Here is a 12,442-nt window from a genome sequence, read left to right on the forward strand (position 1 = left end):
GGGGAGGTGAGGGACGTCGTGGGGTGCTCAAGGTTCGATCAGCGTCATGACGTGGCGAGCCTTTCGAGGATGGGGGCGGCGGCGCGCAGCGCGGCGCGCTCGTCGGGCGTCAGCTCGCGCAGCCGCTGCGCGAGCCACTGGTCGCGGCGGCGGCGGTCGGCGAGCAGGGTCTCTCGGCCGAGATCGGTGAGGCTGACCACGACCTGGCGGCGGTCGGTGGGGTGGGACCCCCGGACGACGTAGCCGTCGTCGGCCAGGCAGCTGACGGTGCGGGTCATGCTGGGCGGCTGCACCCGCTCATGGCCGGCGAGCTCGCCCACGCTGAGGTCGCCGTTGCGGTAGAGCGCACCGAGCACGGCCATCGCGTTCATGCTGAGCTCGTTGGCCGGGTCGCGCTCGTTGGCGAGCCGGCGGCGCAGCCGCATGACCGAGACCCGCAGCTCGGAGGCGAGGCCGGCGTCGGTGCGCGCGACCTTCTCGACGGTGGGCATGTCGTTAGCGTAACTCATTACCCTTGCTAAGTAATTCCGCCGGTGGGGTGGCCGTCGGGGATACCCGGTTCACCGGGGATCCCTGACGTTCTCGGGCTGTGCAACGCCCGAGAAGCGGGGGGAGAAGCCGAAAAGGTGAGCGCGCGCAGCAGGAGTCACCGGATCACCGGTGACTCCTAACGTTCTCGGCCGGAGCAACGGCTGAGAAGGTCAGGAGCCGGCTGAGAAGGGCGGCCTGGGTGCCGGATCCCTCGCCGTCCCGGGCCGGCGGCAGCCCTCGGGGGGCGACGCGCGGGGGCGACCCCGACCGCCCGGAGGCGCCCCGACCCGGGCGGTACCCGACCACGGCGCGCGGAGCGCAGGGGCGGCCCGAGTGCCGGACCCCTCGCCGTCCCCGGCCGGCGGCAGCCCTCGGGGAGTGGCGCGAGGGGGCGGCAGTGGCGCCCCGGAGCGACTCAGGTCAACAGGCGCGTCAGCGGGTTGATGGCGAAGTAGATGGCGAACAGGCCGGCGACTACCCACAGCAGCGGCGCGACCATGGCGGCCTTGCCGCGGGCGACCTTGATCAGCACGTAGGCGAGGAAGCCGGCGCCGATGCCGACGCTGATGGAGTAGGTGAACGGCATCAGCACGATGGTGAGGAAGGCGGGGAGGGCGACCTCGAGGTCGGTCCAGTCGATGCCGGTGACCTGCTGCAGCATCAGGAAGCCGACGAGCACGAGGGCGGGGGCGGCGGCCTCGGAGGGCACCATCTCGACGACCGGCGCGATGAAGATCGTCAGCAGGAAGCAGAGCCCGGTGACGATCGAGGCGAGGCCGGTGCGGGCGCCCTCGCCGACGCCGGAGGCCGACTCGATGTAGGAGGTGTTCGACGAGACGCCGCCCAGGCCGCCCGCGGCGGCGGCCACCGAGTCGACGATCAGGATGCGCTCGGTGTTGGGGGGCGCGCCGTCGTCGTCCAGGAGGCCGGCCTCGGCGCCGACCGCGGTCATCGTGCCGACGGTGTCGAAGAAGTCGGCCAGCAGCAGGCTGAAGACGAACAGGACGGCGACGACGACGCCGACCTTCTCGAAGGCCCCGAACAGGCTGACCTGGCCGAGGGTGCCGAAGTCGGGCCAGCCCCAGTCGTCGATCAGCTCGGGCGTGGTCAGCGACCAGCCGGTGGGGCTGAGGAAGCCGGGGCCGGCGTCGACGACCGCCTCGACGATGATCGCCACGACGGTGGTGACGAGGATGGCGACGAGGATCGCCGCGGGGACGCGGCGCACCCAGAGCACGACCAGCAGCGCGAGGCCGAAGGCGAAGACGAGCACGGGCCAGCCTGCGAGCTGGCCGGTCTGGCCGAGCTGCACGGGGACGGTGGTGCCGGCGACGTCCGGGATGCGGCGCACGAAGCCGGCGTCGACGAAGCCGATGAAGGCGATGAACAGGCCGATGCCGACCGAGATGGCCACCTTGAGCTCGCGCGGGACGGCGTGGAAGACCGCCGTCCGGAAGCCGGTGAGCACCAGGACGAGGATGAGCACGCCCTCGATGACCACCAGGCCCATCGCGTCGGCCCACGTCATCTGGGTGGCGATGCCGACGGCGAGGAAGCTGTTGAGGCCCAGTCCGGTGGCCAGGGCCAGCGGAAAGTTGGCGTAGGCGCCCATCGCGATGGTCAGCAGGCCCGCGACCAGCGCCGTGCCGGCCGCGATGGCGGCGATGCCGCTGCCCTGCTCGGTGCCGCCGCCGAGGTACTGGCCGGTGGAGTCGGGGATGTTGCCGAGGATGAGCGGGTTCAGGACCACGATGTAGGCCATCGTGAAGAAGGTGACCAGGCCGCCGCGCACCTCGCGGGCGACGGTCGAGCCGCGCTCGGTGATGCGGAAGTAGCCGTCGACGCCGTCCACCCGGGCCGGCTGCTGGGTTGTCATGGGCGCAGCCTGGCACCGAAAGGGACCCCGATGGTTGCCCCGACGTTACGACGCGCCCGTAACCTTCAGGCGTGGAGCTGCGCGACGACCAGCCGATGAAGCACGAGATCGGCAGCAAGACCTACATCGTCGCCGACGTCGAGCCCCTGGACGTCGACGGCGTGCGCACCGTCGAGGTGGGCACCGCCGCGTTCCTGCTCGGCTTCCTCGCGCTGCTGCCGTTCTACGGCCGCCTGCAGGACGACGGCCGCACCTGGTGGCTGTGGACCTGCCTGGCCGGCGTCGGGCTCGGGCTGCTCGGCCTGGAGTACTGCCGGCGCCGGCGTCGCTACCGCCTCGAGCGCGACGAGGGCGACGACGCGGCCCTCGCGCCGGGCACCGCGCCCGACGGGTCGACCGACTAGAACGACTCGAACTCGTCGACGCTGAGGGTGTCGAGCACGTGGTCGGGCGGCGGCTGCGGGGCGTGCTTGGTGGCCAGCCGCACCTCGGAGTGGGCGCCGCAGCCGTGCTGGAAGGCCACGACACGGCCGTCGTCGTTGGCGTCGCCGTTGGCGCAGACGCCGAACGTGTCGGCCAGCGGGCCGGCCAGGCGCACCAGGAAGCCGCAGGTGTAGCAGGAGTCGGGGGCGGCCTGCGCGAGCGGCGACTCGGGGCCTCCGTCGCCGTCGTACCAGCGCTGGGCGGCGAGGTCGCGGCCCTCGGGCGAGAGGGTGCGGACCCGACCGAGACCGAGGTCGGCCGCGACGGTGCGCACCTGCGCCTTCTCGTCGGCGTCGAGCGGGTCGTCGCCGAAGGAGTAGGTGGGCACCAGGCGCGGGTCGTCGTCCTCGACCGGCAGCAGGTCGCCCGGCGAGAGGTCGCCCGGCTGGAGGCGCTCGCGGTAGGGCACCCACGGCGGCGCGACGATCGCCTCGGCGCCGGGCACCAGCACCACCTCGGCGACCGTGACCGGCTTCTGCCGGTAGGCGCGCACGAGCGTGACCGCCCAGCGCCACCCGGCGTAGCCGCGGCGGGTGCACTCGAACAGGTGCGTGACGGTGCGCTCGGCCTCGGTCTCGGCCTCGACGCCGAGGTGCGCGCCGACCTCGTCGGCGCCGACCTCCTCGAGCAGGGCCGCGCGCGCCGCGTCGACGGCGCGCGCCGCGACGGTGTCGGGCTGGGTGCGCACGAGCGTGGTCACGCGGGCAAGCATGAACCATGGGCCCGCACGCAGGCGAGTCCGGCCCGGGGTGGACGACGTCCGCGGGCGGGGAACGGGTGAGTCCCGGCTCGCTCGTCGGACGGATCGGGGAGGATGACCCCATGACCTACGGCCCCCACGACCCGCCGCCGCCGGGGCGGCGTCCGTCGGGCGAGCCGGGCCGCGGCGAGCCCCGCCACGACGAGCCCTATGACCACCGCCACGACCGAGGTGACGACCCCGGCTGGGAGACCCGTCCCTACACCCGGGCGGACGGCGATGGGCGCACCCGCACGGTCGGTCAGGGCCTCGGCACCGGCGCCAAGGCCACCGCCCGCGGCGTGCGGGCCACGGCCCGCGTGACCGGCCGGTTCGGGCGCTTCGCGGTCAGCCAGGCCAAGCGGGCCGCCAACGCCCAGGGCGCCGAGCAGTCGGGGCTGAACCGGCTGATCTACCTGCACGCCTCGAACGCCGCCGGCGACGCCGCCGTGGCGATCTCGCTGGCCACCACCGTCTTCTTCGCCGGCGCCACGAGCGACGCCCGCGGCCAGGTGGCGCTGTTCCTCGCCCTGACGATGCTGCCGTTCGCGATCGTCGCCCCGCTGATCGGGCCGTTCCTCGACCGCTTCAGCCACGGCCGCCGGTGGGCGATCGGCGCCACGTTCGCCATCCGCGGCGTGCTCTGCCTGTTGCTGGCCGGTGCGGTCGCCGACGAGTCGGCCCTGCTCTACCCCGCGGCGCTCGGGGTGCTGGTGTCGTCGAAGGCGTACGGCGTCACGCGCGCGGCCGCCGTCCCCCGGCTGCTGCCCCAGGACTTCACGCTGGTCAAGGCCAACGGGCGGGTCTCGTTGGCGGGCGTGGTGGGCGGGGCGCTGTCGGCGCCGCTGGCCGGCGCGGCCGCCTACTTCGGCGCCGAGTGGTCGCTGCGCTACGCCTTCCTGGTCTTCGCGGTGGGCACGGTGGCCGCCATCCTGCTGCCGGCGAAGGTCGACTCGAGCGAGGGCGAGCTGCAGGCGTCGCTGGGCCCGGCCTCGCTCGGCTCGGACAAGGCCTCGCGGCGCGGCACCCAGATCCCCTCGCAGGTGGCCTACGCGCTGCGGTGCAACGTCGGGCCACGGTGGGTCTCGGGGTTCTTGACGATGTACATGGCCTTCCTGCTGCGGGACAAGCCGCTCGAGGGCTGGGAGGACCGGCAGGCGATCCTCGTCGGCATCGTCATCGGCGGCGCCGCGGCGGGCAACACGATCGGCATCCTGCTCGCCTCGGTGCTCAAGCGGATCAACCCGGCGATCACGGTGACGGTCGCGCTGCTCGCCGACGCCGCCATGATCCTGGCCGGCACGCTGTTCTACGGGCTACTCGCGCTCGCCGGCCTCGGTCTCGCGGCCGGGCTGGCGCAGGCGCTGGCCAAGGTCTCGCTCGACTCCACCATCCAGAGCGGCGTGCCCACCCACGTGCAGGCCAGCGCGTTCGCCCGCAGCGACACCACCCTGCAGCTGGCGTGGGTGGTCGGCGGGTTCGTCGGCATCGCCATGCCCCAGGTGCCGCGCCTCGGCCTCGGCATCGCCTTCGGCGTGCTCGCCGCCTGGACGCTGTTCGTGCTCGCCTCACGCCCCCGCGGCCGCCGAGGTGGACGACGTCCGGCCCCCGCCGTGCACGGCGGCCCGCAGCGTCCGAGCTACCCGGCCGGCTGACCCCCGCGCCGAGCGGAGCCGGTTGCAGCCCTACGAGGGTGGCGCGAGGGGGCGGCAGACGCCGCCCCGGAGCCGACCACCAGGAGGCGCCCCGACCCGAACAGGTCGTGACCACAGGGCGCACGGAGCGAAGGGGCGGCGCATGTGCCGGACCCCTCGCGAGGACAGACCGGCGGCAGCCCTACGAGGGTGGCGCGAGGGGGCGGCAGACGCCGCCCCGGAGCCGACCACCAGGAGGCGCCTCGACCCGAGCAGGTCGTGACCACAGGGCGCACGGAGCGAAGGGGCGGCGCATGTGCCGGACCCCTCGCGAGGACAGACCGGCGGCAGCCCTACGAGGGTGGCGCGAGGGGGCGGCAGACGCCGCCCCGGAGCCGACCACCAGGAGGCGCCTCGACCCGAGCAGGTCGTGACCACAGGGCGCACGGAGCGAAGGGGCGGCGCATGTGCCGGACCCCTCGCGAGGACAGACCGGCGGCAGCCCTACGAGGGTGGCGCGAGGGGGCGGCAGACGCCGCCCCGGAGCGACCAGGAAGTCAGAGCTCGAGCTCGTCGGCGAGGGCGCGCAGGAGCTTGGCGACGGGGCGGGCGGAGGTGCGCTCGGGGTGGCGGCCGCGGCGGTAGGTCTCGCCGACGCCGTCGAGGACCCGGATGAGGTCCTCGACGATCGGGACCATCTCGTCGGGGCGCTTGCGGCGGGCCTGGGCCTGGTTGCGCGTGACCGAGGCGGGGGCGTCGAGCACGCGCACCTGCAGCGCCTGGTCGCCGCGGCGGCCCTGGGCGATGCCGAACTCGACGCGCGTGCCGGGCTTGAGCGCGGCGGTCTCGCCGGGCAGTGCGTCGGCGTGCACGTAGACGTCGGGACCGCCGTCCTGGGAGAGGAAGCCGAAGCCCTTCTCGGCGTCGAACCACTTAACCTTGCCCTGCGGCACAGCACTTGCCTTCCGTCGCGCGTGCGCTCGGGGTCGGGAGGTGCCCGAGAGCGTCGTCACCCTATGCCACGTGCGCGGCGAGCCAGGCGGGGAACTGACCGAGGTCGTCGAGGACGACGTCGGTGCCGGCGGCGAGCAGCTCGTCGCGGGTGCAGCCGCCGGTGAGCACCGAGACGCTGTGCACGCCCGCGGCCCGGGCGCCCTCGACGTCGTGCACGTGGTCGCCGACGTAGGCGAGCGCGCCCTCCCGGCGCAGCACCTCGGCCTTGCCGACGCCCCACACCCAGCCGGCCAGCGCGTCGACCTCGAGCCCGAGGTGGTCGAGGTGCAGGCGGGCGTTGGGCTCGTACTTGCCGGTGACCACGACGACCCGGCCGTCGTGCTCGCGGACGGCGTCCACGGCCTCGGCGGCGCCCGGCAGCAACGGCACGGTGGTGACGGCGAGGTCGGGGTAGAGCGCGCGGAAGCGGTCGCCGGCGGGGCCGATGCGCTCGGCGGGCAGGTAGGGCTCGAGCAGCAGCTCGAGCGGCGGGCCGAGGCGGTCGGTCATCTCCGCGACCGGGAAGCGGACGCCGAGCTCGTCGCCGAGGGCCTCGAGCACCGCCGCGAAGCCGGCGCGGGTGTCGATGAGGGTCATGTCGAGGTCGAAGCCGACCACCGGTCCGGGACTCACGGGCACCTCACGTCGGCAGCGTAGGCCCCGCTGCCTGGGGACGACGGGTGCGGCTGTTGGGGTGCATGGGCCAGAATGGTCGACTTCGCCGTCGGGAGAGAGAACATGCGCAACCAGCCGGGTCGCCGGCCGGGCCACCGGTCGCGGCCTCGCCGCGCCCGCTGGACGCTCGCGGGCACGGCCGCGATCGGCTCGCTCGCGGTCGCGGCGTCGCTCGCCGCGGCGCCCGCCGCCCCTGCCTCCCCTGCCGCCGACCGGTCGGCGGGTGCCGCCGCCTCGGCCGCCGCGCCCACCCGTCTCTACCTCGTGACGCTGCGCAGCCCGGGCACCACCGGCCTGCCCGACCGCGGCCCGGTGCCGGGGCGGGCCCGCGCCGGCGAGCTGCTGGCGCAGCAGGACGCCGTCCTCGCCGACGTCGACACCCCGCCGCCGGTCTACCGCTGGACGACGGCCCTCAACGGGTTCGCCGTCGAGCTCGACGCCGACCAGGCCGCGCTGCTCGCCGCGCTGCCGCAGGTCGCGCTCGTCGAGCCGAACGAGGTGCAACCGCTGGCCTCGGCACCCGACGCCGCGGCGCTGCCGCAGGCGCGTCGTCGTCCGGCGGCGCGCGACGCGGGCGCCGGCGTGGTCGTCGGCGTGGTCGACACCGGCCTCGACCCCGACAGTCCCCTCTTCGCCCAGCTGCGCGAGCGCGTGCCCGACCGGTTCGCCGGCCCGTGCGAGGCCGGCGACCGCTGGTCGGCCGGCTCGTGCACGAGCAAGGTGGTGGGCGCCCGCTGGTTCGTCGACGGCTTCGGCACCGACGCGCTGCGGGCGGCGTCGTCCCTCTCGCCGCGCGACACCGACGGCCACGGCACCGCGATGGCCTCGATCGCGGCGGGCAACGCCGCGGTGCCGGTGCAGGTGGCCGGCGAGCGGCTCGGCCGCTTCTCCGGCGCCGCCCCCGAGGCGCAGGTCGCGGTCTACAAGGCGTGCTGGAGCGCTCCCGACCCCGCCGGCGACGGCTGCGCGACGGCCGACGTCGTCAGCGCCGTCGACGCGGCCACCCGTGACGGCGTCGACGTGCTCAGCCTCTCCGTCGGCGGCCCCTCCGCGATCGACACCGTCGACCGCGCCCTGCTCGGCGCCGTCGAGGGCGGCGTCGTGGTCGTGGCCGCGGCCGGCAACGAGGGCGACCGTGCGGGCGCGGCCCACCCCGCCCCGTGGGTCACCACCGTCGGCGGCACCACCGACGCCGTCCGCCGCGGCCGGGTCGAGGCCGTCGGCGGCCCGCGGCTCGGCGGCGTGATGGTCTCGCAGCGCGGGGTGCCGTCGTCCCGGCTCGTGGCCGGCTCGGCGGTGCGGGCGCGTGGCGCCTCCGTCGCCGACGCCACCGTCTGCGCCCCCGGCAGCCTCGACGCCGCCCGCGTCGGCGGCGCGGTGGTGGTCTGCGAGCGCGGCGGCGTCGCGCGGGTCGACAAGTCACGCGCCGTGGCGCTGGCCGACGGCGTCGGCATGGTGCTGGTCGACGTGCGCGGCGAGGGCGTGGCCACCGACGCGCACGAGGTGCCCACCGTGCACCTCGCCGCCGGGCCCGGACGCCGGCTGCTGCGGTGGCTGGCCACCGAGCGCGCGCCGCGGGTGCGGCTCGTCCCCCGCGGGCTCGTGCGCGCGGCGCCCCGCGTCGCGCCGTTCTCGAGCAGCGGGTCGACCACGACGACGGTCGTCAAGCCCGACGTGGTGGCGCCGGGCAGCGGCGTCCTGTCGGCCACCGTCCCCTCCGGCCACGGCGACTGGGACTTCCTCAGCGGCACCTCCCCCGCCACCGCCCACACCGCCGGTGTCGCCGCCACGCTGCTCGGCCGCGGGCTGCGGCCCTCGGTGGTGCGCTCGGCGCTGGTCACCAGCGCCGCCCCCCTCGCCTCGACGCCGGTGCTCGACGCCGGCGCCGGCCGGGTGCGCCTCGCTCCGGCGCAGCGCACCGGGCTGGCCTACGTCGTCGAGCCCCGCCGCTACCGCGCCTGGCTCGAGGGACGGCGTCCGCGCCTGAACACCGCCTCGGTGCTGCTGGCCGGCGGCGCGCTGCAGGCCCGCCGCGAGATCACGAACGTCACCGGGCGCCGGCTCTACTTCTCCTCCTCGGCCCAGGGCTTCCGCCGCGACGTCACCGTGCGGCCGGCCGCCGTCCGGCTCGCACCGGGCGAGACCGCGACGTTCCGGGTGCGGGTGGCTCCCGGGCGCGGTCGCCGGCTCGACGACGGCTTCGTGGTGTGGCGCGGTGCGACCGGCACGGTGACCCGCATCCCGGTGGTCGTCGCCCGATGATCCCGGCGGGGGGCCTGCCCGTCGAGCTGCCGCTGCGCACCGAGCGCCTGGTGCTGCGGCAGGCCACCGACCGCGACGTCGACGCCGTGCTCGCCTACTGCGGCGACGACGACGTCGTGCGGCACCTGCCGTTCGGCCGGCTCGACCGCGACGGGGTCGTCGCCCGCATGCAGCGCTGGCACGACGAGCTCGCCACCGACCCCGACGACGTCCTCGACCGCGACTGGTTCATGACGCTGGTGGTCGAGCACGAGGGCGGGGTCGTCGGTGACGTCATGCTGCGCCTGGGCCCGCAGGCACGCCGGTCGGTCGCCGAGATCGGCTACGTCTTCTCCCCCGCCGTCGCCGGTCGCGGGTTCGCCACCGAGTCGGCCCGCCGGCTCGTCGACGCCGCGTTCGCCGACTTCGGCTGCCACCGGGTCACCGCGATGCTCGACCCCGCCAACACCGCCTCGGCCCGCGTGTGCGAGCGGCTCGGCATGACCCGCGAGGCCGACCTGCGCCGCGACTGGTTCGGCGACGGGGAGTGGAGCGACACCACGGTCTTCGGCCTGCTGCGCGAGGAGTGGACGCCGACCCGTCGCTTATAAGCGACGGGTCGGCGTCGTTCGCATCGACCCGTCCCTTATGAGCGACGGGTCAGCGCAGGCCGAGCTCGATCGTCGACCGCTCGCGCATCTCGACCTTGCGGACCTTGCCGGTGACGGTGAGCGGGAACTCCTCGACGACCATCACGTAGCGCGGGATCTTGAAGTGGGCGAGGCGGCCGGTGGCGTAGGCGCGGACGGCGTCGGCGTCCAGCGGCTCGGCGCCCGGTCGCATGCGCAGCCAGGCGCACAGCTCTTCGCCGTAGCGCTCGTCGGGGACGCCGACGACCTGCACGTCGTCGACGTCGGGGTGGGTGTGCAGGAACTCCTCGACCTCGCGCGGGTAGACGTTCTCGCCACCGCGGATGACCATGTCCTTGATGCGGCCGACGATGAGGCAGTAGCCGTCCTCGCGCATCACGGCGAGGTCGCCGGTGTGCATCCAGCCGTCGGCGTCGATGCTCTCGGCCGTCTTCTCGGGCTCGTCGTGGTAGCCGAGCATCACCGAGTAGCCGCGGGTGCAGAACTCGCCGGTCTCGCCGCGTGGCAGCGTCTCGCCGGTGGCGGGGTCGACCACCTTGATCTCGACGTGCGGGTGCACGCGGCCGATGGTCGCGGTGCGGCGGTCGAGGTCGTCGTCCGCGCGGGTCTGGCACGAGACCGGCGACGTCTCCGTCATGCCGTAGGCGATGGAGACCTCGCTCATGTGCATCTCGCTGACGCACCGCTTCATCGTCTCGACCGGGCACGGCGAGCCGGCCATGATGCCGGTGCGCAGCGACGTCAGGTCGCGCTCGGCGAAGCCCGGCGTGCCCTGCATGGCGATGAACATCGTCGGGACGCCGTAGAGCGCGGTGCAGCGCTCGCGCTCGACCGCGTCGAGGGTGACCTCGGGGTCGAAGGCCGGGCCGGGGATGACCATCGTGGCGCCGTGGCTGGTGCAGCCGAGGTTGGCCATCACCATGCCGAAGCAGTGGTAGAAGGGCACCGGGATGCAGAGCCGGTCCTCGTGGGTGAACCCGATGGTCTCGGTGGTGAACCAGCCGTTGTTGAGGATGTTGCGGTGGCTGAGCGTGGCGCCCTTCGGGAAGCCGGTGGTGCCCGAGGTGTACTGGATGTTGATCGGGTCGGACGGCGACAGCCCCGCCATCCGCTCGGCGACGGCGTCCTCGGGCAGGCCCTCCCCCGCCGCCACGAGCTCGTCCCAGTCGTCGGTGTCGACGAAGACGGTGCGCTCGAGACCGGGGCACTCGGGGGCGACGTCGGCGAGCATCTGCCGGTAGTCGCTGGTCTTGAAGGCGGTGGTGGCCAGCAGCCAGCGCAGCCCGCTCTGGTTCACCGCGAAGGCGAGCTCGTGGGTGCGGTAGGCCGGGTTGAGGTTGACCAGGACGACGCCGGCCTTCGCGCAGGCGTACTGCGTGATCGTCCACGCGGCGCAGTTCGGCGCCCAGATGCCCAGCCGGTCACCGGCCGCGAGGCCCGAGGCGATCAGGCCGCGGGCGAGGCCGTCGACGTCGCGGTCGAGCTCGGCCCACGTCCAGCGGCGTCCGGTGGCCACCTCGACGAGCGCCTCGCGGTCGGGCCAGGCGGCGACCGTGCGCGCGAGGTTGGCGCCGATCGTCTTCTCCAGCAGCGGGGCGTCGGTCTCACCGCGTGCGTAGGACTCCATCCCGGCAACCTAGCGCGGCCGCCGGGCGGCTCCGGCGGGTCGCGCACACCGACGCGGCGTCTCAGGACGGCTGGGTTAGATTCGCCGTCGTGCCCGAAGACGACGAGCCGCGCCGGCCCTCCCTGGACAAGCCGGCCGACGACTCCGACGGCGCCACCGAGCCGGTCGCCTCGGGCCCTGCGGACACCGAGGACGACGCGGACGCCGACCGGGACGCCGACCGGGACGACGACGCCGACGAGACCACGACGACGTCCACCACGACGACGGCGGCCACGCCCGTGAAGACCAAGCGCCGGGCACCGCTGTGGCTCGAGACCATCGTGCTGCTGGTCGTCGCGCTGGTGATGGCGCTGCTGATCAAGACCTTCTTCGTGCAGGCGTTCTACATCCCCTCGGCCTCGATGGAGCCGGGGCTGGTGAAGGACGACCGGATCCTGGTGCAGAAGCCGTCGTACTGGTTCGGCGAGCCGTCGCGCGGCGACGTCATCGTCTTCAAGGACCCCGGCGGCTGGCTGAACACCCCCGACACCGGCCCGCAGACGCTGCTGGCCAAGGGCCTGGCCAAGGTGGGGCTCTACCCCACCGGCGGCCACCTGGTGAAGCGGGTCATCGGGACGCCGGGCGACACCATCGTGTGCTGCGACAAGCAGGGGCGCCTGTCGATCAACGGCGTCGCGATCGACGAGGACGACTTCGTCGCCGACGGGCTCGAGTGCGACGGCCCGATGGTCAACTCCTGCCGCGGCCGGTGGACGGTCACCGTGCCCGACGACCGGCTGTTCGTGATGGGCGACAACCGTGCCGCCAGCGAGGACTCCTCCGCGCGGCTGTGCGCCCCCAAGGCCAGGAACTGCGACACCGACCGCGCCTTCGTGCCGATCGACCTCGTCGTCGGCAAGGTGTTCTCGCTCGTCTGGCCGCTCAAGCACGCCGAGTTCATCGGCCGGCCCGACGTGTTCGACGAGGTGCCGGACTCCTAGGTCGGCCGGG

At 74.5% G+C, this 12,442-nt stretch carries 11 protein-coding genes; 5 read left to right on the forward strand and 6 right to left on the reverse strand.

The genetic code is table 11. The features are described 5' to 3' along the window. Positions 1 to 44: 44 nt before the first annotated feature. The gene (locus ABEA04_RS20115) at positions 45 to 491 is read right to left on the reverse strand and encodes a MarR family winged helix-turn-helix transcriptional regulator (protein ID WP_345463071.1); all 447 of its coding nucleotides are present in this window, start codon (positions 489 to 491) and stop codon (positions 45 to 47) included. 455 nt (positions 492 to 946) lie between these two features. Beyond that, the gene (locus tag ABEA04_RS20120) at positions 947 to 2,407 is read right to left on the reverse strand and encodes an NCS2 family permease (RefSeq protein ID WP_345463074.1); all 1,461 of its coding nucleotides are present in this window, start codon (positions 2,405 to 2,407) and stop codon (positions 947 to 949) included. A 71-nt stretch (positions 2,408 to 2,478) separates the two neighbouring features. Here ABEA04_RS20120 and ABEA04_RS20125 point away from each other — a divergent pair, with 71 nt between their 5' ends. Next, positions 2,479 to 2,811, forward strand: coding sequence for a DUF2530 domain-containing protein (locus ABEA04_RS20125; RefSeq protein ID WP_345463077.1), 333 nt, complete (start codon positions 2,479 to 2,481; stop codon positions 2,809 to 2,811). On the opposite strand, the gene ABEA04_RS20130 is transcribed toward ABEA04_RS20125, so the two are convergent. Beyond that, entirely contained in the window at positions 2,808 to 3,590 is a 783-nt protein-coding gene (locus ABEA04_RS20130; protein WP_345463079.1) for a DUF3027 domain-containing protein, read from the reverse strand. The genes ABEA04_RS20125 and ABEA04_RS20130 overlap by 4 nt on opposite strands. Positions 3,591 to 3,712: 122 nt before the next feature. Here ABEA04_RS20130 and ABEA04_RS20135 point away from each other — a divergent pair, with 122 nt between their 5' ends. After that, on the forward strand, positions 3,713 to 5,284 hold the full coding sequence (locus tag ABEA04_RS20135) for an MFS transporter (RefSeq protein ID WP_345463082.1): 1,572 nt from the start codon (positions 3,713 to 3,715) through the stop codon (positions 5,282 to 5,284). 536 nt (positions 5,285 to 5,820) lie between these two features. On the opposite strand, the gene ABEA04_RS20140 is transcribed toward ABEA04_RS20135, so the two are convergent. Next, positions 5,821 to 6,216: a cold-shock protein gene (locus tag ABEA04_RS20140; RefSeq protein ID WP_345463084.1), complete on the reverse strand. Its 396-nt coding sequence runs from the start codon at positions 6,214 to 6,216 to the stop codon at positions 5,821 to 5,823. 61 nt (positions 6,217 to 6,277) lie between these two features. Further along, the gene (locus tag ABEA04_RS20145; protein WP_345463086.1) at positions 6,278 to 6,889 is read right to left on the reverse strand and encodes an HAD family hydrolase; all 612 of its coding nucleotides are present in this window, start codon (positions 6,887 to 6,889) and stop codon (positions 6,278 to 6,280) included. Positions 6,890 to 6,994: 105 nt separating this feature from the next. On the opposite strand from ABEA04_RS20145, the gene ABEA04_RS20150 reads away from it, so the two are divergent. Both ABEA04_RS20150 and ABEA04_RS20155 read left to right on the forward strand, forming a co-directional pair. After that, positions 6,995 to 9,193, forward strand: a complete 2,199-nt coding sequence (locus ABEA04_RS20150) for a S8 family serine peptidase (RefSeq protein WP_345463089.1) — start codon at positions 6,995 to 6,997, stop codon at positions 9,191 to 9,193. Continuing rightward, positions 9,190 to 9,783, forward strand: a complete 594-nt coding sequence (locus ABEA04_RS20155) for a GNAT family N-acetyltransferase (RefSeq protein WP_345463092.1) — start codon at positions 9,190 to 9,192, stop codon at positions 9,781 to 9,783. Before ABEA04_RS20150 ends, ABEA04_RS20155 begins: the two co-directional genes overlap by 4 nt. A gap of 49 nt (positions 9,784 to 9,832) precedes the next feature. Here the strand turns inward: ABEA04_RS20155 and ABEA04_RS20160 are convergent, their stop codons facing one another. Continuing rightward, entirely contained in the window at positions 9,833 to 11,449 is a 1,617-nt protein-coding gene (locus tag ABEA04_RS20160) for an AMP-binding protein (protein WP_345463096.1), read from the reverse strand. A gap of 89 nt (positions 11,450 to 11,538) precedes the next feature. Between ABEA04_RS20160 and lepB the strand changes: the two genes are divergently transcribed. Beyond that, entirely contained in the window at positions 11,539 to 12,432 is an 894-nt protein-coding gene (lepB, locus tag ABEA04_RS20165) for a signal peptidase I (RefSeq protein WP_345463098.1), read from the forward strand. The last annotated feature ends 10 nt before the right edge of the window (positions 12,433 to 12,442 follow it).

The organism is Nocardioides marinquilinus (genome assembly GCF_039543705.1).
Taxonomy (GTDB): Bacteria; Actinomycetota; Actinomycetes; order Propionibacteriales; family Nocardioidaceae; genus Nocardioides; species Nocardioides marinquilinus.

What these genes read in the sequence shown, in the direction of transcription:
- ABEA04_RS20115 (WP_345463071.1), bottom strand. Translation starts at nt 491, where the DNA reads ATGCCCACCGTCGAGAAGGTCGCGCGCACCGACGCCGGCCTCGCCTCC.
- ABEA04_RS20120 (WP_345463074.1), bottom strand. Translation starts at nt 2,407, where the DNA reads ATGACAACCCAGCAGCCGGCCCGGGTGGACGGCGTCGACGGCTACTTC.
- ABEA04_RS20135 (WP_345463082.1), top strand. Translation starts at nt 3,713, where the DNA reads ATGACCTACGGCCCCCACGACCCGCCGCCGCCGGGGCGGCGTCCGTCG.
- ABEA04_RS20150 (WP_345463089.1), top strand. Translation starts at nt 6,995, where the DNA reads ATGCGCAACCAGCCGGGTCGCCGGCCGGGCCACCGGTCGCGGCCTCGC.
- ABEA04_RS20155 (WP_345463092.1), top strand. Translation starts at nt 9,190, where the DNA reads ATGATCCCGGCGGGGGGCCTGCCCGTCGAGCTGCCGCTGCGCACCGAG.
- ABEA04_RS20160 (WP_345463096.1), bottom strand. Translation starts at nt 11,449, where the DNA reads ATGGAGTCCTACGCACGCGGTGAGACCGACGCCCCGCTGCTGGAGAAG.